We start from the raw sequence: 19,854 nt of genomic DNA, 5'->3' as shown, positions 1-19,854 counted from the left end.
GAATCCGCCGATGAGACCTACCCGCAGCGGCAACGTCGTTTACGTGCCGACAGGTAGCAGGAAAAGCGCCGCTGGTCTTCGAGTGATACCGCGCCCTACAGATGGCGCGACCTCGGATGACATCCAGACGACTTCCGGCTGACGGCAGGCAACTGATGCCCCCCGTACAGCCGACACATTGCCCGCTGGGCATTGGAATGTGGCCAGTGCCGCAGGGGCCGGAGCGTAGCCTTTTATGAGTGAAGCACTGAATAATGACCTAGCAGCAAACGAAAACAGCGTTGAACCCGCACCCGCGGCGGATTCTGCGCAGGGCCAGGATTCTCCCGGGACAGATGCTCCCGAGGTTAAGGAACCGGTCAAGCGAGCCACCCGCAGCCGCCGCAAGTCGGTGGCTGCTTCTGCACCCGCCCCCGCAGAGGCGCCTGCTGCCGAAGCTTCAGCTGAAGTTCCCGCCGAGGCCGCTGCAGAAACCGTTCCCGCCGAGAAGCCGAAGCGCGTGCGGGCCTCCCGCCGCAAGACGGTTCCGGCCTCAGAGGCAGCCCCCGCCGCGGAAGCACCTGTGGAAGCACCCGCCGAGCCGGCTGCTGAGACTCCGGCTGCACAGACCCCCGCTGAAGCGGCACCCGCAGATGAGGCGCCGGTGAAGGCTCCCCGCCGTCGTCGTGCGCCCGTCAAGAAAGCGGCAGCAGAGCCTGTCGCGGAGACGGTCGAATCTCCTGCCGCTGAGGAAACAGTGGTTGCAGAGCCCCCCGAGGCCAAGGCTGCGCCCAAGACCCGTGCCCGCCGCCGTCCGGCCAAGGCTGCCCAGCAGACGCCGGAGGCCCCGGTTGATGCCGCTGTCGCTGCCGCCGATGACACCGTTGCCTCTGCGGCCTCGGCGTCTGCTCCGGCACCTGTTGGGACTGCGGCTGCCGAAGCAGCCCCGGCCGGAACAGTGCAGCAGCAGGAAGAAGCCGCGGCCGAAGACGCCGATGCCGTTTCAAGCCTGAACCCGTTTGCGGTTCCGGCCCTGCCGCTGTTCCACGCCCCGGACCTCAGCGTTGTCCGCCCCGCCCCGGTGCATGACGCCGGCGACGCCGCAGATGAGGATGAGGATTCCGAAGAGAACCGCAGCCGGCGGCGCAGCCGGCGCGGGCGCAACCGTACCCGCACCGACTCCCAGCACGCTTCCGCAGGACACGCTGCAGAGGCCGAAGATTCCTCCAAGGATGCCCCGGAGGAAGCGGCAGCCGCACCGGAAAAGCCCGCCGGGGAGGAAGGCCACGAGGGTGTGACCTCGCGCCGCCGTCGCCGCCGCCGCCGCGGTGACGCCGATCTGGAACTGACCGGCGGAGCCGACGACGATCCGCCCAACACGGTGACCCGCGTCCGTGCGCCGCGTGCCCACGCCGACGCTCCCGTGTCCGACCGCGTCACCAGCGTCAAGGGTTCCACCCGGCTCGAAGCCAAGAAGCAGCGCCGCCGCGAGTCCCGCGAGTCGGGCCGCCGCCGCCACGTGATCACCGAGGCGGAGTTCCTGGCCCGCCGCGAGTCCGTCGACCGGCAGATGATCGTCCGCCAGCGCGACGAACGGATCCAGATTGGTGTGCTCGAAGACGGCGTCCTCGCCGAGCACTTCGTGTCCAACACCCAGCAGGACTCGCTGATCGGCAACGTGTACGTCGGCAAGGTCCAGAACGTGCTGCCCAGCATGGAAGCCGCCTTCGTGGACATCGGACGCGGCCGCAACGCCGTGCTGTACGCCGGTGAAGTCAACTGGGACGCAGCGGGCCTGGACGGCCAGCCGCGCCGCATTGAACTGGCGCTGAAGTCCGGCGATTCCGTCCTGGTGCAGGTCACCAAGGATCCGGTGGGCCACAAGGGTGCCCGCCTGACCAGCCAGATCTCCCTGCCGGGCCGCTACCTCGTCTACGTGCCGGGCGGTTCCATGACCGGCATCTCCCGCAAGCTGCCCGACGTGGAGCGCAACCGGCTGAAGAAGATCCTCAAGGACCACTTGCCCCAGGACGCGGGCGTCATTGTGCGCACCGCGGCCGAGGGAGCCAGCGAAGAAGAGTTGATGAATGACATCAACCGCCTGCGGGCACAGTGGGAAACCATTGAGGCCAAGGCCAAGTCCACCAAGACGCTGGCGCCGGAACTGCTGTACGGCGAGCCGGACCTGACCATCAAGGTGGTCCGGGACGTCTTCAATGAGGACTTCTCCAAGCTGATCGTTTCGGGCGAAGAGGCCTGGGACACCATCGAGGCCTACGTCACTTACGTGGCGCCTGATCTGGTGGGACGTCTCGAGAAGTGGACCAAGGACGAAGACATCTTCGCTGCCAGCCGGATCGATGAGCAGATCGCCAAGGCACTGGACCGCAAGGTATTCCTGCCCTCCGGCGGTTCGCTGGTCATTGACCGCACCGAAGCCATGACCGTGGTGGATGTCAACACCGGTAAGTTCACCGGCAGCGGCGGCAACCTGGAAGAAACCGTCACCAAGAACAACCTGGAAGCGGCCGAGGAGGTTGTCCGCCAGCTGCGCCTGCGGGATATCGGCGGCATCATCGTCATCGACTTCATCGACATGGTGCTCGAAGCCAACCGCGACCTGGTGCTCCGCCGCCTCGTTGAGTGCCTGGGCCGTGACCGGACCAAGCACCAGGTGGCCGAGGTGACGTCGCTGGGTCTGGTCCAGATGACGCGCAAGCGCATGGGCACCGGGCTGCTGGAAGTGTTCGGGGAAGAGTGCGAGGCATGTGCCGGCCGCGGTGTCATCACCCATGAGATCCCCGTGGAGCACCGCCGCAGCACCAGCTACAACGGCAACCCCGCAAACAGCGTGGTGGCGCACGCCGTGTCCGAGGACAACCACCAGCAGCACCTGAAGCAGGAAAAGCAGTCCCGCGGTGACCGCAAGCGCAACCGCAGCCGCGGCTCCGGCGCTCCGCAGCAGACCCCTGCCGCGGCCGTCGAAGCACCGGCCAAGACGGAGGAGCCGGCACAGGACGACGCCGAGCGGTTGGCGAAGGCCGAAGCCGCGCGCGCCGCGCTGGCAACCATTGCTGCTGCCACCGCCGCCGCCCACGACACCGTTGAGGCGGGGGAGAGGGCAGCGGGGCGCAGCAAACCCGAACAGGCTGCAGCGGCTTCGGCCGCCGAAGCTCCGGTTGAGCCGCTGGACCCTGATGCGGGAGCCGTCCTGAAGATTCAGGGCGAAACCGTGGTGGTTCCGCGCCGTGACCGGCGTGAGCCGGTCCGGGAGGAATCCCGCTTCACGCTGGAGAACCTCGCCGAGGCCTTCAACGATGTGGCTGCCGCTGCGGCACCGGAGCAGCAGAAGGTCCAGGAGCAGCCGGCTGAGCAGAACAAGCCCGAGGTAAAGCAGGCTGAGGCCGGGAACGGACAGCCTGCAGCCCGGGCGCCTCGCCGCTCCCGCCGGAGCAGTGCTGCCGCACGGAACGTCCAGGCTCCTGCGGCCGCGGAGGCCCCGGCTGAGGTCAGGGAAGCTCCTGCTGCGGCCCAGCCTGCAGCAGCAGCCCCTGTGGCGTCCCCGGCTCCCGAACGGGCAGCCGAACCTGCGGCTTCCGCAGCTCCCGCCGCCGCGCCCACACGGGCGCCCCGCCGTCGTCGTGCTGCGGGCAGCCCTCAGGGGGCGGCCGGCGCAGATGCCATCCACACCGGCCCCGCCGAGTCCGCACCTGCGCTTCCCGTGGCCGTGCGCCATGCTGCTGCCGCTCCTGCGGCAGCCCAGAAGCAGGAGAAGCGCCGCGAGTCCGCCGGTGCCGCTCCGGTGATCCTGGGCGTCGGCGTCCCGGCCTCGGAGCTGTAAACAGCGTTTCGGAGCCCTGCCGGCCCGAACAGAAGGAGGCGGCCATCCCTTTGCAGGGGTGGCCGCCTCCTTCTCTGTCCTGTGGCTTGTCCTCCTTCGCTGTCCTCCTTCTTTCCTCCGGCGGCGATGGAGCGGAAAATGCTATAAAGTAGTACAAGAGCAGTGACGTCCGAAAAGGCGGCGCGCCTGGAAGCCCCCAGCATTTGCGGGTTATCGGTTGCGTAGCGTAACCTTGAACTTCGGTGCGAACGCCTTCGAAACCGTTTTCGGTACAGGGCGTGACTGCATGGCGCAAGGCGGGCGAATATCTAGCCCAGCCAAATGCGCATCCAAGTATTAACGTCGAGAGAAGTGAGTTCCCAAGTGGTGTACGCGATTGTCCGCGCTGGCGGCCGCCAAGAAAAGGTTTCCGTCGGAGACCTCGTAACCCTGGACCGCGTCCCCGGTGGAGCCGGCAGCACATTTGAGCTGCCCGCCCTGCTTTTGGTTGATGGCGACCAGGTCACCTCTTCCGCACAGGACCTGGCCAAGGTCACCGTGACGGCAGAGATCGTTGAGAATTTTCGGGGTCCGAAGATTGTCATCCAGAAATTCAAGAACAAGACCGGCTACAAGAAGCGTCAGGGCTACCGCTCCTCGCTGACCAAGGTCAAGGTTACGTCCATCAACTCCTGATTCTCGTGCCGGCTCCGCTAGGGGCCGGGAACGCGGGAAGCATCCCGCCCCTGAGTTTCATAATCAGTAAAGCAAAGGCAGGCAGTAGAAAATGGCACATAAGAAAGGTGCGAGTTCCACTCGCAACGGTCGCGACTCCAACGCCCAGTACCTCGGCGTAAAGCGTTTCGGCGGCCAGGTTGTCAAGGCAGGCGAAATCATCGTTCGCCAGCGCGGCACCCACTTCCACCCGGGCGAGGGCGTTGGCCGCGGAGGCGACGACACACTGTTCGCCCTCGAAGCAGGCGCAGTTGAATTCGGCAGCCGTCGTGGCCGCCGCGTCGTGAACATCGTGGCTGCTGCAGCCGCCGAGTAATTACCGGCAAATTAGCTTTTCCGACGGGGCGGGCCTTGATGGCCCGCCCCGTTGTCTTTTAAGCCAAGTAGAATTGGCATGATCAAGTAGTTCCTTTGAAGGAGAACCATGGCCAGCTTTGTAGACCGCGTAGTGCTGCATGTTTCGGGCGGTACAGGCGGCCATGGTTGCGTGTCCGTCAAGCGTGAAAAGTTCAAGCCCCTGGGTGGGCCCGACGGCGGAAACGGCGGCGACGGCGGCGACGTCATCCTGCGCGTTGACTCCAGCGCCACCACGCTGCTCGACTACCACCACGTCCCGCACCGCCACGCCACCAACGGCGGCAACGGCATGGGCGACTGGCGCAACGGCAAGACCGGCGAAACGCTGATCCTGCCGGTGCCGGACGGCACCGTCGTCAAGAACAAGGACGGCGAAGTCCTCGCCGACCTCGTTGGTGAAGGCACTGAATACATTGCCGCCGCCGGCGGCCAGGGCGGCCTCGGCAACTCCTCGCTCTCCTCGCAGAAGCGCAAGGCTCCCGGCTTTGCCCTCCTGGGCATTCCCGGCGACGAGCGGGACATTGTCCTGGAGCTCAAGTCCATTGCCGACATTGCCCTGGTGGGCTTCCCGTCCGCCGGCAAGTCCTCGCTGATCGCCGCGATGTCCGCTGCCCGGCCCAAGATTGCCGACTACCCGTTCACCACCCTGATCCCAAACCTGGGCGTGGTGGAAGCCGGCGACGTCCGCTTCACCGTTGCCGATGTTCCCGGACTCATCGAAGGTGCCTCCGAGGGCAAGGGCCTGGGCCACAACTTCCTGCGCCACGTAGAGCGCTGCGCCGCGCTGGTCCATGTGCTGGACTGCGCTGCCCTGGAAACAGACCGCGATCCGCTCGGTGACCTGGACATCATCGAAAAGGAACTGGACAAGTACACGGTGGACATGAGCTTCGCCGGCACCGACGGAGACGTGGTGCCGCTGAACCAGCGTCCGCGCCTGGTGGCCCTGAACAAGGTGGACGTCCCCGACGGCCGCGACATGGCCGAGTTTGTGCGCCCGGAACTGGAGAAGCGCGGCTACCGCGTCTTCGAAGTCTCCGCCTCCAGCCACGAGGGCCTGAAGGCCCTGGGCTACGCCATGGCGGAAATCGTCCGCGACGCCCGCACCGCCGTGAAGACTGCCCCGCCGCGGGTCAAGACCCCCACCCTGCGCGTACGCAACGCTGACGCCAAGGGCGGCTTCACCATCCGCAAGGAAGAGCGCAACCTGGAACCGCTGTTCCGCGTCCTCGGCGACAAGCCGGTGCGCTGGGTGCAGCAGACCGACTTCACCAACGACGAAGCCGTGGGCTACCTAGCCGACCGCCTGGCCAAGCTCGGTGTGGAAGACAAGCTCTTCAAGGCCGGCGCCAAGCCCGGCGACGCCGTGGTGATCGGCGAGGGCGACGGCGTCGTCTTCGACTGGGAGCCGACCATGATCGGCGGCGCGGAACTGCTTGCAGCGTCCCCGCGCGGCTCGGACATCCGCATCGAAGAGTTCTCCCGGCCCACCCGTGAAGAGAAGCGCGAAGACCACCAGCAGCGCCGTGATGCCCGGGCGGCAGCGCGTGCAGAGCTGGAAGCCGAGCGCAAGGCCGGAATCTGGACCGAATCGGTGAACTATAAGCACAATCCGCCGGCAGCGCCGAAAGACGGCGAATAGCGGCTTAACACAGCCCGCAGGGGCGCGGAGTACGCATAAAGTGGTGGGGACATGACTGACAACACAGCCTTCCCCCTCACTGCTTCCGCGCCCCGGCGTACGCTTCGATCCCGCAGCGGGCTTGCCCGCGCCCGGCGCATAGTCGTGAAAGTGGGCTCGTCCTCCCTCACCTCCGTTGCCGGCGGCATCTCCGATGAAGCGCTGACCCGCCTCGCGGATGTCCTGGCGGCGCGCCGTGCCGGAGGGACGGAAATTATCCTGGTGTCATCCGGTGCGATTTCCGCCGGCCTGGCACCGCTGGGACTGACCAAGCGTCCCACCCAGCTTTCCTCCCAGCAGGCCGCTGCCTCCGTGGGGCAGGGACTGCTCATGGCCCGGTACACCGAAGCCTTCGGAAAACACGGAGTCACCGTCAGCCAGGTCCTGCTCACTGTGGAAGACCTGATGCGGCGCACCACCCACGTCAACGCCAACCGGGCGATGGAACGGCTGCTGAACTTCGGGGTCGTGCCCATCGTGAATGAAAATGACACCGTGGCCAGCCACGAGATCCGTTTCGGCGACAACGACCGCCTGGCCGCCCTCGTGGCCCACCTGGTCAAGGCCGATGCGCTGATCCTGCTCTCCGACGTCGATGCACTCTATGACGGCCCGCCCTCCGAAGGCGCCGTGCGGATTCCCGAAGTCACCGGCATGCAGGATCTCGAAGACGTGCGGATCGGCAAGGTGGGCGGCGCCGGAGTGGGGACCGGCGGCATGGCTACCAAGGTGGAAGCGGCCACCATCGCCGCCCAGTCCGGCATTCCTGCCCTGGTCACGTCAACCTCCAATGCCGCAGCCGCCCTGGCCGGTGAGGACGTAGGAACCTGGTTCACCGGCCGCGGCCGCCGACAGCCGGTGCGGCTGCTGTGGCTGGCCCATGTGGCCCGGATCCAGGGCACGCTGGTGGTGGACGACGGCGCCGCCAAAGCCGTGGGGGACCGGCGCCGGTCGCTGCTGGCGGCGGGAATCACGTCCGTGGAAGGGCACTTTGAACCCGGCGATCCAGTAGCCATCTCGAATCAGGCAGGCAGCGTCATTGCCCACGGCCTGACCAACTACGGATCCGATGAACTGCCGCAGATGCTCGGCCGGTCCACCCGCGAACTGTCCAAGGATCTGGGCCGCAGCTATGAACGTGCTGTGGTGCACGTGAATGACCTGGTTCTCCTGCAGGACCACGGGTCCGGTGCGCCGGCCCCGGAAGTCCCGGAGGCGCCGTCGTCCGCCGTTGCACCCGCCGCAACCGCCAATACACTGGGAGCATGAGCGCCGTGAATGCACGCACTGAGACTGTTGAAACTGAGACTGTTGAAACTGAGACTGCTGAAACTGAGACTGCTGAAGCCGCGGCTGAGGCACCTGTAACCGGCACCGCCGAGCAGGTCGAGTCGGGCGTCCACGCCCTGGCAGACCGTGCCCGGACTGCCGCCCGCCGCCTGGCCCGGGCAAACCGCGCCGTCAAGGATCTGGGTCTGCTGGAGATAGGCCGCAACATCGTTGCCCAGCGGGACCTCGTGCTCGCAGCCAACGGCCGGGACCTTGCGGCCGGCCGGGACAAGGGAACGTCTGCAGCGCTTCTGGACCGCCTGACACTGACCCCGGACCGCCTTGACGCGTTGGCCGCAGCGCTGGAGATGCTGGCCGGACTGCCCGATCCCGTGGGCTCCGTTGCCCGCGGACAGACGCTGCCCAACGGACTGCGGCTGCGGCAGGTGCACGTGCCGCTGGGCGTGGTGGCGGCTATTTACGAAGCCCGCCCCAATGTCACCGTTGATATTGCCGGCCTGGCGCTGAAGAGCGGCAACGCCGTCCTCCTCCGCGGCGGAAGTGCAGCAGAGAACACCAACGCGGTGCTCGTGGACATCATCCGGGACTCGCTGGACGCCGTCGGCCTGCCGGCAGATGCCGTGCAGAGCGTGGACGCGTACGGCCGTGCCGGCGCCAACGTGCTGATGCGGGCCCGCGGAAAGGTTGACGTCCTGATTCCCCGCGGCGGCCGCGACCTGATCCAGACAGTGGTGGCCAACGCCTCCGTTCCGGTGATTGAAACGGGTGAAGGCAACGTCCACATTTACCTGGACGAGAGTGCGCCGGCGGAAATGGCCGTGGACATCCTGCTCAACGCCAAGACCCAGCGCCCCAGCGTATGCAATACCGTTGAAACCCTTTTGGTCCACCGCGATGCCGCCGCTGCCGGCGACGTCCTGTCCGCGCTGGCGGCGGCCGGCGTCCGCCTGCACGCCGATGAGCGGATCCGTGCCGTCCTTCCCGCAGGAGTAACAGCCAGCGAGGCCGGCGACGATGACTGGGGGCGTGAATACATGGATCTGGACCTCGCTGTGGCCATGGTTGATGACCTGGACGAGGCCCTTGCCCACATCCGCCGCTGGACCACCGGCCATACCGAAGCCATCATCACCAATGATTTGGCCAATGCCGAACGCTTTATCGCGGAGATTGATTCAGCCGCGGTGATTGTGAATGCGTCCACCCGGTTTACCGACGGCGGTGAATTCGGCCTTGGCGCGGAGGTGGGCATCTCCACCCAGAAGATGCACGCCCGCGGGCCGATGGGGCTGCGGGAACTGACCACCACCAAATGGATTGTCCAGGGCGACGGACAAATCCGGACCTGAGCCGCCGCAGGCCGGCCGGGGAGGGCGGTCATGCCGCCGCGGCGGGTACAGGGTGCCTGCGCTTACGCGTAGACTTGGAGGAAACCATTACTGTGCCTGCTGACGCGGGTGATCTGATTATTCAAAGCTCCTGAGGGGAATTCCATGCTGATCCAGCTTTCCAGCGCTGTACTTGCTGCCAGTGAAACGGCCGAAGAACACGTGTCCATTCCGATGGACCCGGTTATGTACGGCGTCATCATCATGGGCATCCTGCTGGTTCTGATGTTTGCCACCATCTCCTTCACGAGCGTGGGAAACCGGCACGACGCACCGGCCGAGCACATCGATCCCCAGCGGCAGTTCCCGAACAAGCATGACCACGGCCAGGGCATCGAGGGCTGATTCCTCCGTGGAATCAGTGGGAACGTTCCTCTCGGCGGCACCGCCGGAGCAGGATCCCGAGAACCGGCGGGTGCGCCTTGGGGTGATGGGTGGAACCTTCGATCCGATCCACCACGGCCACCTGGTGGCAGCCAGCGAAGTGGCGTCCGTCTTTGACCTGGATGAAGTGGTATTCGTGCCTACGGGGGAGCCCTGGCACAAATCATCGCGGGAAGTCAGCCCGGCGGAGCACCGCTACCTGATGACCGTCATTGCCACGGCGTCCAATCCGAGGTTTACCGTCAGCCGGGTGGACATTGACCGTCCGGGGCCGACCTACACCATCGATACCCTGCGGGACCTGCGTGAATCCCGTCCGGAAGCAGAACTGTTCTTCATTACCGGAGCAGACGCCATGGCCCAGATTCTGTCCTGGAAAGACATCCAGGAACTGTGGTCGCTGGCGCACTTTGTGGGCGTCACGCGTCCGGGCCACGTGCTGGAAAACATGGGCCGCGACGACGTCAGCCTGCTGGAGGTTCCGGCCATGGCCATCTCTTCAACAGACTGCCGGGAACGGGTGGCGGACGGGGAACCGGTTTGGTACCTCGTCCCCGACGGAGTGGTGCAGTACATCGCCAAACACGGACTGTATGCCGCTGAACCCCAGCCGGCCGAGCAGTCTCCAGCCACCTCCGAACCAGTAGCTTGAACAACAAAACCGATGGGCAGGAAATGACTAAGGGTCCAAAGTCCGCCGGCGCACCGCCGCGCAGCAGCGGTGCGTCTGACGTACCGGCGGACACCGCTCCGCCGACCCGCCGCCAGCTGAGGCTCCAGCAGCAGCGCGCCGGTGCCTCGGAAGAGACCTCTGCTGCGACCGTCGTCGACGCTCCGCCGGCAGCACTGAACCCGGTGCGTGAGGGCGGGCGACGGGACCGCCGCCGTCGTGCGGAGCTGGAAGCGCGGGCGGGACTGCAGGCACAGGCCCGCAACCAGGCCGCAGCCGTGGAGGCCATCCAGGCCAAGGCTTCCGGGGCCGGCACGGAACGGCCCGCCGGGGGCAGTGAGCCCATTGCTCCGGTAAATGACCCCGCAGCCGCGCATAACCTGGCCATGGTGACACCGCTGGAATTTGTGCGCGTCCCCGGAATGGACCGGCCTGTCATGAAGCGGCCGCCAACCTCGCATGTTCCCGTTGTCACTTCCGCCATCCCCGTGCAGTCGGCCAAGGCGGCTGCCGGTACTGCGGCGCGGACGGATTCCGGAGACAGTGCACCCATAGATGACAGTGCACCCATAGATTCTGCCGGCGGCGCAAAGCCCGTCGGTGCAAGAAGCGCTTTCGGGCTTGACCCGTTGGACGTGTTGACGGCTGGACTCGGCCGCACCCGGCGACTGCGTTTTGTATCGCTGGGCATTGGTGGTTTGGGCATTCTGGCCCTGATCATCGCAGTAGTAATAATCGTCGGCGGCTCTGGCAGCTGATGTTAAACAAGGAGACACACTTTGAGTGCCACTGAATCATCCATTGACATTGCACGGGTGGCCGCGCAGGCAGCCTCCGGGAAGCTGGCCAACGACATCGTTGCCATCGACGTCAGTGACCGCCTTGCCATCACGGACATCTTCCTGATCGCCTCGGCTTCCAACGAGCGCCAGGTCAACGCCATTGTTGACGGTGTTGAAGAAGAGCTTGCCAAGAAGGGCCTGAAGCCGGTCCGCCGTGAAGGCCGCAGCGAGGGCCGCTGGGTCCTCCTGGACTACGCCAACGTTGTTGTCCACGTCCAGCACGAGGAAGACCGTGTCTTCTACGCGCTGGAACGCCTGTGGAAGGACTGCCCCGCCGTCGACCTGCAGATCGAAGGGGCAGCCGTCTCGGCTCCCGCCGCCCCGGACGCCGAGTAGTTCCGGACTTCCAGTGACTTCCTCCGCCGCCTGGGACCCCGCCCGTACGGGAAAACGTGTTGTCTTTTGGCGGCACGGCCGTACGGAGTGGAACCGCGCCGGCAGGTTCCAGGGCCAGCAGGACATTGCCCTGGATCCCTCCGGCGCCCACCAGGCCGTAGAGGCGGCTGCGGTGCTGAGGCATTTGCATCCCGACGTCGTCATCTCCTCGGATCTGGGCCGTGCACTCGCCACGGCCCAGGCGCTGGGGGAGGCCGCGGGAAAGCCGGTGGGCACGGACCGGCGGCTGCGGGAAACCTATGCCGGAGCCTGGGAAGGCATGCTCTTCGCGGACATCGCCGTACAGTTTCCCGAGGAACAGGCGGGGTGGGCCGCAGGCAGCGGTGACGTGCGTGCCGGCGGCGGAGAGAGCCGTGTGGATGTGGGCCGGCGCGTAGCGGAAGCCGTTACCGAAGCCGCCGACGCACTGGCGCCCGGAGGAACACTCGTGGCGGTAAGCCACGGAGGTGCCATCCGGGCCGGAATCTGCGCACTGCTGGGTTTGCCCACCGATTCCTGGACCGTGATCAGCGGAGTGTCCAACTGCCACTGGTCTGTCCTCGAGGAGCGGGATACCTCCGGCGGAGGCGTCCGCTGGAACCTGGCCCAGCACAACGTGGGGCTGGACTCCCTTCCCAGCGGACCGCTGGAAGGGTAGCTCGCCGGAAGGCCATTCCGGCAGGCTGAAAGGACCGTCCGGGGGCGCGAATTTCACCGGTGTAGTTCGATTTTGCACTCTGTTATTTCTGTACTAAAGTAGAGGAGTTGCTTCGGCCCGGGGGATACAAATTCCAACGGTTCGGGCATAGTTGAAATAGATTTTGGGGCTGTGGCGCAGCTGGTAGCGCACCTGCATGGCATGCAGGGGGTCAGGGGTTCGAATCCCCTCAGCTCCACCAAAACTTTCGGGAAACCGGAGGATTTGCGGTGGAAATCCGATTGCGAAAGCATCGGACAGCACTTGTTTTGGGGCTGTGGCGCAGCTGGTAGCGCACCTGCATGGCATGCAGGGGGTCAGGGGTTCGAATCCCCTCAGCTCCACCAAAACGCATCAAGAAAATGCCCCGCCTACCGGCGGGGCATTTTTTGTATCTGCTTCCGCCGGCTTCACCGAGAGCGAAGTCCCGGGCATTGACTGCCGCCGGTGCTGGTCCCGGTGGCCGTCGCGGCGCAGAATGCTTGGATGCGTACACTCTTGGAACTTCCACGCCGCCCACGCGGGGCGGTCTGACGTGGAAAAGATTTCCGCTTCTCTGCTCCTGGCGTTCACCGCACTGGCGCTGATCTGGGCCAACCTTCCGTTCGGGAACTCCTACGCGCAGTTCTGGGCCACCGCCGTCGACCTCCGAATCGGCGGAACTTCCGTGGAAATGTCCTTGCATGACCTGGTAAATGACGGTTTGATGGCGTTTTTCTTCTTTACCGTCGGTCTGGAAGTGAAGCGCGAATTCACCATCGGCGAGCTGACGGAACCCGCACGGGCCGTGGTTCCGGTGGCCGCGGCCCTGGCCGGACTCGTGGTTCCGGCCGGCATTTTCCTGCTTCTCAATCCGACCGGTGAAAATGCGGCGGTCTGGGGCGCCGTAATTTCCACTGACACAGCATTCCTAGTGGGGGCGCTGGCGGTGGCAGGACCTAAGTTTCCGGGCCGGCTGCGGGTTTTCCTGCTGACGCTGGCTGTGGTGGACGACGTCGGTGCCCTGGCTGCGATTGCTGTGTTTTACACCGGGGGCCTGAAGCTGGTTCCGCTGCTCGCGGCGGTGTTCCTCTTGATACTGGTGGGTTTGGTGAGATTCCTGCCCCTGGGCCGCGGTCCCGCGTACGCCCTGCTCAGCCTGGCGGCGTGGGTGGCGCTCTACGCGTCAGGAGTGCATCCGACGCTCGCCGGGGTGGCCGTGGCGCTGCTGATTCCCGTCTATCCTCCGCGGCGCGGACACGTTGAACGGACAGCTGAACTGGCACAGGCCTTCCGGCAATCGCCCAACCCCGAGTATGCGGCCGCAACGGCGCGGAGCCTGAAGGAATCCATCTCCATCAATGAAAGGCTCCAGCGGTCCTACGGCCCCTACGTGTCCTTCCTGATTCTGCCCCTGTTTGCGCTGGCCAATGCAGGGGTCCGGTTGGACGGTGCCACCCTTGAAGCAGCGGCAACGTCCCGGCTCACCTGGGGCATCATCATCGCGCTGGTGATCGGAAAAGCCGTGGGCATCACCGGGGCCACGGCGCTGCTGCGGGTCACGGGCATCGGGCAGCTGGCTCCCGGGCTGACCCTGGCCCGCGTGGGCGGGGGAGCGGTGCTGTGCGGAATCGGATTCACCATTTCCCTGTTCATTGTGGGGCTTGCCGTGGAGGATCCCGCGCTGCAGGCGCAGGCCCGGGTGGGGATCCTTGCCGCTTCCGTTATTGCCTTTGCGGTGGGCTGGGCCTGGTTCCGCGTCGTGGACCGGGTGCAGCCGCCGTCGTCCGTCGGGCGTTTCCTGGTGCGGCCCTTCGATCCGGAACGGGACCATTTCCGCGGTGATCCCCAGGCGCCCCTGCAGCTCATTGAATACGGGGACTTCGAATGTCCCTTCTGCTCGCGGGCCACCGGTTCCATCGACGAAGTGCGGGAACATTTCGGTCCCCGGCTGGTCTATGTGTGGCGGCACCTGCCGCTGACCAGGGTCCATCCGCACGCGGAGGAAGCCGCGCGGGCCAGTGAAGCCGCAGACCGGCAGGGGGCCTTCCGGGAATACGCCCAGCTCCTCTTCCGGCACCAGGACCATCTGGAGGCCGAGGACCTGATTGGCTATGCGGGGGACCTGGGACTGGACATGGAGCAGTTCCGGGACGATCTGCAGTCTGCCGCGGTCAATAACCGGGTGGAGGATGATGCGTTGGACGCGGAGTTCATGGACCTTTCTTCCACGCCCACGTTTTTCGTGGGCTCAGCACGGCACACCGGCCCCTTTGACGCCGCCGCGCTCATCAGCGCGCTGGACGCGCTGCCGCAGCGCTGACTCCGGGGTGGCGCGTTTCGAATCGCGGCGCTCAGGATCAGTGAAGCGAAACATCGGCATCCGTCACCTCCCAGGAATGGAACCGGACGGTGAGCCCGGCCCGGGTCGGAGCACACAGGAACGGGCCGGCCTCGGCCTTTCGATCCCCGGCGAACGGGACCACCCGCACAAACTGCAGCGGCGCTTCCGCGATTCCGGCCCGGATAATGAGGGCATCGGCGGTGCGGCTGACCCGAACGGTGACTTTCTGCCCGTCCCAGTCCTGGACGGGGGCAACCGACCAGTCCGAAGCACCATAGGTGACCACGGCGCCCACTTGGAGCAAACCGTCTGAGCGTTCGAGTCCGGCTTTGATCCATGTGGAGCCGTCCACGCGGACAAACACGCCGGCCTGATCGAACTGGGCGGGGAGATTTGCAGTGAAAGCAACTTCCACGGCGGAGCCGGCATCGAAGGGCGACAGAAGGGCATGCTCGGATTCATGGATAAAGCCGTAGGCCGTTGTCCGCCACGCATCGGAGCCCTCGGTGGCCTCCGCCAGCAGATCGGTTCCGTCCTCCGCGGAGCGTACCGGCGGGTGCGTCCACCGGCCGGCCGGCCACGGGATCGGGCCGCGCCGAAGTTCATCGTCTGACAAGTTCACCTCTGACAAGTTCGTCCTCCGGAGAGTGTTCGCAGGCCCGTGCGGGGCGGGGCTGATGACGGCCATAATTCCAGTCCCCGGTTCCGGCGCCGGGAAGCCCGGTGGCGTGTCGCGGCGGGTCCGGCTAACAGATCCACGTTCACCGGCGGCGCCGTGCTGCAACTCAGCCCGTGTGGCAGGGTGGGCACATGATTACTGAGCACCAAGCTTCGGATAAGCCGCCCCGCCGCGCCGGTCCGAGGAATCCCGGTGACGCCTGGGTCACCGCACCGGACGGCCAGCGGTATTGGGGCCGGTTCGGTGCCGCGGGGCTGCTGGCGTTCGACCCGGGACGCGGAATACTGCTGCAGCACCGTGCGTCGTGGAGCCATCACGGAGACACTTGGGCTCTGCCGGCGGCGCCCGGCATGAAGGGGAGTCAGCGCCGGCCGCTGCACTGCGGGAATCAGCAGAGGAAGCGGGTGTTCCGGCCGCAGCCATCAGGCCGCGGCTGATGAGCGTGCTGGATCTGGGGGTCTGGAGTTACGCCACCTTGATTGGTGATGTTGTGGAACCGTTTGATCCCGTCATCAGTGATCCGGAAAGCCTGGCGCTGGCCTGGGTTCCCCCGGATGAGGTGGAAGGTCTTCCGCTGCATCCGGCGTTCCGGAGTTCCTGGCCGGGGCTGCGGCCGCTGCTGCAGGTGCGGCCGGCAGTTGTCGTGGACGCGGCCAATGTTGTCGGCTCGGTTCCGGACGGCTGGTGGAAGGACCGCGCGGGGGCAGCATCGCGGCTCATCACGGCAGTATCGGCCCTGGCTGCCGGGGGAATCCCTTCCGCCTTCCTGGAGCTTCCCGGGGACACCGCGTTTCCCGAATACACGGTGGTCCTTGAGGGACGGGCCCGCGATGTCCCCGCTCCGGAGCAGCCCGGGCTGCAGACACCGCCGGTGAAGCTGGTCCGTGCCGCAGGTTCCGGCGACGACGCCGTTATCACCCTGACAGAGCAGCTGGCCTCCGCCGGGCTCACGGTCACCGTTGCCACCAGCGACCGTGAGCTCACCGACCGCAGCCGCCCGATCGGAGCATCGGTGGTGGGCGCCGGCCGGCTGCGGGAGCTGCTGGGCTATTGAACCGGGTCGCTGAAGCGGACTACTGAGCCGGGCCGCTGAAGCGGGCTACTGAAGCGGGCTACTGAACCGGACTACTGGAGCGGATGCCCCGCGGCGCGGGTGCGGAGTACCCCGGCCACAATCAGGCCCTGCCCGGCGCAGTAGGTCAGCATCACCACGGCGCTGGTCCAGTTCGGCATGGCGTCGGGCAAAAAGATGCGGAGGGACAGAATCGTGTCGGAAGCCAGGAACAACACCCCGCCGGCCGCCACCGTTGGGCTGCACCGTGCGGCAGTGGCTGCCGTTCCGGCCAGTACGATCCCGTAGGCGGCCACGGCCAGCGTCAGGCTGCCGAGGGCAGGCCACAGCACCACGAGCATGAGTACCCACCACAGCGGAAAGACCAGTGCCCACCGGGGGAAGGGCCGGCGGGCCACATAGCGGGCCAAAAGCCAGATGTAACAAAGGTGGGCTATGCCGAAGGAAGCCAGCATCACCGGAAGCTCCGGTGCGAAAGGGAAGAAGGCGGCCGCTCCGTCACCCAGCCAGGAGAAGAAGAGCGCCGCTAACAACAGGATCGAAGGCAGGGCGCGGTCGGGAGCAGAGCCGATGCCGCGGCGGGTCCCGGAGCTGTTCCCGCGGGCTGCCCACAGGGCGGCGACGGCGAGCAGCGGCATCAGCGTGAGCTTGGTTGGCTCTGCAATGTCCGCGGAGCCGGCAAACCGGGCGCCGACGTGGACCGCGGAAACCGCGGCGAAGGGCAGGAAACCCCACCACCGTGAACGGGGCTGCATAATGGTTCGGCTCCGGGCGGTGGCGGCGGTCACGGGACTCCTTCGGGTTGGCAGGAGCCCATCCTATGGTGGATCGGGCGCCGCGCTGCGCGGGCCCGCCGGGTCGGCGCAATCCGGGCTTCAGGGCCCCAGCACCCGGTCCAGATAGTCGTTGGCGAAGAGCCTGTCCGGGTCCAGCCGGTTCCGCACGGCCAGGAAGTCATGGAAGCGGGGATACCGGGGAGACAGCGATGCGGCGTCCAGGGAATGCAGCTTGCCCCAGTGCGGCCGCCCGCCGAAGGCCAGCAGGATCTCCTCCACTGCGGTGAAGTATTCCCGGTGATCTTCACGGTAATAACGGTGCACGGCAATGTAGGCGGTGTCCCGGCCGTACGCCGTGGACAGCCAGCGATCATCTGCGGCAGCCCAGCGAACCTCCAGCGGAAAGGAAATCCGCAACGCCCGGTCTTCAACCAGCTGCCGCACTGCAGCGAAAGCCGCCGGCAGATGGTCGGCGGGAAGGCCGTACTCCATTTCCCGGAAGCGGACAGTTCGGCGCTGGGTAAAGACACGGTGCGGGGCTTCCGTGTAGCTGTGTCCGCCCAAAAGCCGGGCCGCTGCCCGGTTCACCGGCGGTATGAGGGCCGGGACGGCGGTGCCGGCAGCGCAGGTGGCCCGGAACAGGGAGTTGGATAACAGCGACTCATCAATCCAGCGGCTCAGCGGCGGGCGCGGGTGAAGGGGGACGGACCCCGGCAGCCGGGTATTGGATTTCGTTGCTGCGCGGTCCGTGTGCGGGAACCAATAAAACTCAAAGTGGTCGGTGCAGCCAATCCGCCGGCCCAGAGCCGCCAGCGTATCGGCCAGCAGTTCGGACTCCTCCTGTGCCTGCAGCGCGAAGGCCGGTACACATTGCAGCGTGACATCGGCAATGATTCCCAGGGCGCCCAGGCCAAGCGCGGCGGCCGGCAGCAGCGGATCGCCGTCGTCCACGGTGAGCAGGCCGGCGTCGGGCTGGACCAGGGTCAGCCCCGCCACCTGGGTGGCGAGTCCGCCAAATCCGGCGCCGGTCCCGTGGGTTCCGGTGGAGATCGCTCCGGCCAGCGACTGCCGGTCAATGTCGCCCAGGTTCGGCATGGCCAGGTTGAGCCCGGACAGCAGGCCCGGAACACGGTAAAGGCGGGTTCCGGCCCGGAACCTTACGCGCCGGCGCTCGCGGTCGACGTCGATAATTCCCTGCAGCTTGTCCAGCTGCAGCAGGACGTCCGGAGCGGCTGCAATGGCGGTGAAGCTGTGGCCGGCGCCCACGGCCTTGACCCGCCTGCCCGCCGCAGCCGCCCGTTTGACGGCCAGCTGCAGCGCTTCGAGGGAATCCGGGCGCTCAACGGACCGGGGAGTTACCGCGACGGAGCGGCCCCAATTCCGCCAGACCCGGTTTCCGGCGTTCACAGGAACGCCTTTCCTTCACCGCGGTAGGTGGCCAGCAGAGCCACAACACTTCCGCCGTCCACCACCGCGTATTCGTTGACTCGCTCCGAAAGTTCACCGCTCTTGGCATGGCGCAGCCAAACGCGGTCGCCCACGGCAAGACCCGACGCCGTCCGTCCGGCCAGCGGAGTCTGTACTTCGCCGGCCCCTTCGCGCGGCAGCAGCGCCAGCCCCGGCGGCCAGGCCACCTGCGGGACCCGGGACGTCCCGGGCGGCCCGGAAGCTATCCACCCGCCGCCGAGGACGGTGGCGATGCCCGCGGCGGGGCGGCGCACCACATCAAGCGCGACGGCGGCGGCCGGTGCCGGAGTAAACGCACGGTAGGAGTCGAAGAGATGGCCTGCGAACAGTCCCGACCCTACGGTTATCTCGGTGACTGACGGATCGGCGGCGGTGGCCTCGACGGATCCCGTGCCGCCGCCGTTCACGAATTCCAGGTCCGCGAGTTCCGCCAGACCGCGGGCAATGGCACCGCGGCGGGCGCTGAGCTCCTTCATCGAACGCGGCTGTACCCAGCGCATCACGGTATTCATCACCGCCGAACCGGCAGCAGCATCGCCGACCCCGGCAACCTGGCCCTCGTACATCATCAGTCCTACCAAGGTGAATCCCGGCCGGGCAACAATGCGGCGGGCGAGGTTCACGGCGTCGGGCTCGGTGTGCACAGGAGAACGGCGCGTGCCGATGAACCCCAGGACCGGCGCCCGCCACGACGCGTCGGCGTCCAGGCACACCCGCACCCTGGGCCGGCGGCCGGCAGGCGCAACGGAATCGACCAGGTCCAGCTGAGACTCGTCGTCAATCATCAGCGTCACCCGAGAGGCAAGCCGCTCATCGGATAAGAGCCGGGCCAGGGCGGCGCGGTCCGCGCTGGGATAACCAACGACGACGTCGTCACAGGTTTGGGCGAGCCACAGTGCTTCAGCGAGGGTGAAGGCAAAAATGCCGCGGAAACCGGGAAGTTCCAACAGGGCATCAAGAACGCTGCGGACCCGGATGGATTTGCTGGCGACACGAAGGGGAGTGCCGCCGGCACGCCGGAGCAGATCCTGAGCGTTGAAACGCAGGGCTCCGGCGTCCAGTGTTGCGACCGGTGCGGCCAGATGGGCAACAGCCTTGCTGAGGGCCGGCCAATAGGCTGCCGGATCTTGCCACGGCCGAGTCCCGCCGGTATCCGCGGACTCGCCAAGACGCAGCGCGCCGTACCCGGGCCGGGGAGTTTTCGGGAACGTCATGTCGCCAGTCCAATCCGGGACGCACTGCTGTCTTTGGGGGCTGCTGCGGATACTAGCTGCCGAGGGGCGGGAACGGCGGACGAACACCTGCGCCGCGGACACAAA

At 66.5% G+C, this 19,854-nt stretch carries 17 protein-coding genes and 2 tRNA genes; 15 read left to right on the top strand and 4 right to left on the bottom strand.

Going from position 1 to position 19,854, the window contains the following annotated elements:
• The first annotated feature begins 235 nt into the window (after nucleotides 1-235).
• From AC4D2W_RS05320 to nhaA, 14 genes are all read left to right on the top strand, one after another.
• Entirely contained in the window at nucleotides 236-3,820 is a 3,585-nt protein-coding gene (locus tag AC4D2W_RS05320; protein ID WP_490925841.1) for an Rne/Rng family ribonuclease, read from the top strand.
• 363 nt (nucleotides 3,821-4,183) lie between these two features.
• Nucleotides 4,184-4,495: a 50S ribosomal protein L21 gene (rplU, locus tag AC4D2W_RS05315; protein WP_104053917.1), complete on the top strand. Its 312-nt coding sequence runs from the start codon at nucleotides 4,184-4,186 to the stop codon at nucleotides 4,493-4,495.
• A 91-nt stretch (nucleotides 4,496-4,586) separates the two neighbouring features.
• Nucleotides 4,587-4,850, top strand: coding sequence for a 50S ribosomal protein L27 (gene rpmA / locus AC4D2W_RS05310; RefSeq protein WP_104053918.1), 264 nt, complete (start codon nucleotides 4,587-4,589; stop codon nucleotides 4,848-4,850).
• Nucleotides 4,851-4,958: 108 nt separating this feature from the next.
• A complete protein-coding gene (gene obgE / locus AC4D2W_RS05305) occupies nucleotides 4,959-6,533 on the top strand; it encodes a GTPase ObgE (protein ID WP_490925840.1) in 1,575 nt (524 codons plus the stop codon).
• A 51-nt stretch (nucleotides 6,534-6,584) separates the two neighbouring features.
• Nucleotides 6,585-7,841 carry a glutamate 5-kinase gene (proB, locus tag AC4D2W_RS05300; RefSeq protein WP_490925839.1) on the top strand — a complete coding sequence of 419 codons (1,257 nt, stop codon included), beginning with the start codon at nucleotides 6,585-6,587 and terminating at the stop codon, nucleotides 7,839-7,841.
• Nucleotides 7,838-9,211 carry a glutamate-5-semialdehyde dehydrogenase gene (locus AC4D2W_RS05295; RefSeq protein WP_490925838.1) on the top strand — a complete coding sequence of 458 codons (1,374 nt, stop codon included), beginning with the start codon at nucleotides 7,838-7,840 and terminating at the stop codon, nucleotides 9,209-9,211. Before proB ends, AC4D2W_RS05295 begins: the two co-directional genes overlap by 4 nt.
• Nucleotides 9,212-9,355: 144 nt before the next feature.
• Nucleotides 9,356-9,595 (top strand): hypothetical protein, encoded by a 240-nt coding sequence (locus AC4D2W_RS05290; protein WP_490925837.1) that lies wholly within the window; start codon nucleotides 9,356-9,358, stop codon nucleotides 9,593-9,595.
• Nucleotides 9,567-10,286, top strand: coding sequence for a nicotinate-nucleotide adenylyltransferase (nadD, locus tag AC4D2W_RS05285; protein WP_490925836.1), 720 nt, complete (start codon nucleotides 9,567-9,569; stop codon nucleotides 10,284-10,286). The genes AC4D2W_RS05290 and nadD overlap by 29 nt, the downstream gene beginning before the upstream one ends.
• 23 nt (nucleotides 10,287-10,309) lie before the next feature.
• Nucleotides 10,310-11,062, top strand: a complete 753-nt coding sequence (locus AC4D2W_RS05280) for a hypothetical protein (RefSeq protein WP_490925835.1) — start codon at nucleotides 10,310-10,312, stop codon at nucleotides 11,060-11,062.
• Between the two features lie 21 nt (nucleotides 11,063-11,083).
• Nucleotides 11,084-11,482 (top strand): ribosome silencing factor, encoded by a 399-nt coding sequence (gene rsfS / locus AC4D2W_RS05275; RefSeq protein ID WP_400928177.1) that lies wholly within the window; start codon nucleotides 11,084-11,086, stop codon nucleotides 11,480-11,482.
• 13 nt (nucleotides 11,483-11,495) lie between these two features.
• The gene (locus tag AC4D2W_RS05270; RefSeq protein WP_490925834.1) at nucleotides 11,496-12,179 is read left to right on the top strand and encodes a histidine phosphatase family protein; all 684 of its coding nucleotides are present in this window, start codon (nucleotides 11,496-11,498) and stop codon (nucleotides 12,177-12,179) included.
• A gap of 165 nt (nucleotides 12,180-12,344) precedes the next feature.
• Nucleotides 12,345-12,420: transfer RNA gene (locus AC4D2W_RS05265), tRNA-Ala, on the top strand.
• Between the two features lie 69 nt (nucleotides 12,421-12,489).
• A tRNA-Ala gene (locus AC4D2W_RS05260) sits at nucleotides 12,490-12,565 on the top strand.
• Between the two features lie 188 nt (nucleotides 12,566-12,753).
• On the top strand, nucleotides 12,754-14,520 hold the full coding sequence (gene nhaA, locus AC4D2W_RS05255; RefSeq protein ID WP_490925833.1) for a Na+/H+ antiporter NhaA: 1,767 nt from the start codon (nucleotides 12,754-12,756) through the stop codon (nucleotides 14,518-14,520).
• A 37-nt stretch (nucleotides 14,521-14,557) separates the two neighbouring features.
• On the opposite strand, the gene AC4D2W_RS05250 is transcribed toward nhaA, so the two are convergent.
• On the bottom strand, nucleotides 14,558-15,157 hold the full coding sequence (locus tag AC4D2W_RS05250) for a DUF1349 domain-containing protein (protein ID WP_490925832.1): 600 nt from the start codon (nucleotides 15,155-15,157) through the stop codon (nucleotides 14,558-14,560).
• 388 nt (nucleotides 15,158-15,545) lie between these two features.
• On the opposite strand from AC4D2W_RS05250, the gene AC4D2W_RS05245 reads away from it, so the two are divergent.
• Nucleotides 15,546-16,274 (top strand): NUDIX domain-containing protein, encoded by a 729-nt coding sequence (locus AC4D2W_RS05245; RefSeq protein WP_490925831.1) that lies wholly within the window; start codon nucleotides 15,546-15,548, stop codon nucleotides 16,272-16,274.
• 71 nt (nucleotides 16,275-16,345) lie between these two features.
• Here the strand turns inward: AC4D2W_RS05245 and AC4D2W_RS05240 are convergent, their stop codons facing one another.
• From AC4D2W_RS05240 to AC4D2W_RS05230, 3 genes are all read right to left on the bottom strand, one after another.
• Nucleotides 16,346-17,080, bottom strand: a complete 735-nt coding sequence (locus AC4D2W_RS05240; protein WP_490925830.1) for a lysoplasmalogenase — start codon at nucleotides 17,078-17,080, stop codon at nucleotides 16,346-16,348.
• Between the two features lie 87 nt (nucleotides 17,081-17,167).
• Nucleotides 17,168-18,475: a D-arabinono-1,4-lactone oxidase gene (locus AC4D2W_RS05235; RefSeq protein ID WP_490925829.1), complete on the bottom strand. Its 1,308-nt coding sequence runs from the start codon at nucleotides 18,473-18,475 to the stop codon at nucleotides 17,168-17,170.
• On the bottom strand, nucleotides 18,472-19,749 hold the full coding sequence (locus AC4D2W_RS05230; RefSeq protein WP_490925828.1) for an alanine racemase: 1,278 nt from the start codon (nucleotides 19,747-19,749) through the stop codon (nucleotides 18,472-18,474). The genes AC4D2W_RS05235 and AC4D2W_RS05230 overlap by 4 nt, the downstream gene beginning before the upstream one ends.
• Nucleotides 19,750-19,854: the final 105 nt, after the last annotated feature.

The sequence above is a fragment of the Arthrobacter sp. TJ-58 genome (genome assembly GCF_058269295.1).
This window is presented reverse-complemented; position numbering and strand designations above follow the sequence as displayed.

Excerpts from the sequence above, each read along its gene's own strand:
- AC4D2W_RS05320 (WP_490925841.1), top strand. The coding sequence starts at position 236 with ATGAGTGAAGCACTGAATAATGACCTAGCAGCAAACGAAAACAGCGTT.
- rpmA (WP_104053918.1), top strand. The coding sequence starts at position 4,587 with ATGGCACATAAGAAAGGTGCGAGTTCCACTCGCAACGGTCGCGACTCC.
- obgE (WP_490925840.1), top strand. The coding sequence starts at position 4,959 with ATGGCCAGCTTTGTAGACCGCGTAGTGCTGCATGTTTCGGGCGGTACA.
- proB (WP_490925839.1), top strand. The coding sequence starts at position 6,585 with ATGACTGACAACACAGCCTTCCCCCTCACTGCTTCCGCGCCCCGGCGT.
- AC4D2W_RS05295 (WP_490925838.1), top strand. The coding sequence starts at position 7,838 with ATGAGCGCCGTGAATGCACGCACTGAGACTGTTGAAACTGAGACTGTT.
- AC4D2W_RS05290 (WP_490925837.1), top strand. The coding sequence starts at position 9,356 with ATGCTGATCCAGCTTTCCAGCGCTGTACTTGCTGCCAGTGAAACGGCC.
- nadD (WP_490925836.1), top strand. The coding sequence starts at position 9,567 with ATGACCACGGCCAGGGCATCGAGGGCTGATTCCTCCGTGGAATCAGTG.
- AC4D2W_RS05280 (WP_490925835.1), top strand. The coding sequence starts at position 10,310 with ATGACTAAGGGTCCAAAGTCCGCCGGCGCACCGCCGCGCAGCAGCGGT.
- AC4D2W_RS05230 (WP_490925828.1), bottom strand. The coding sequence starts at position 19,749 with ATGACGTTCCCGAAAACTCCCCGGCCCGGGTACGGCGCGCTGCGTCTT.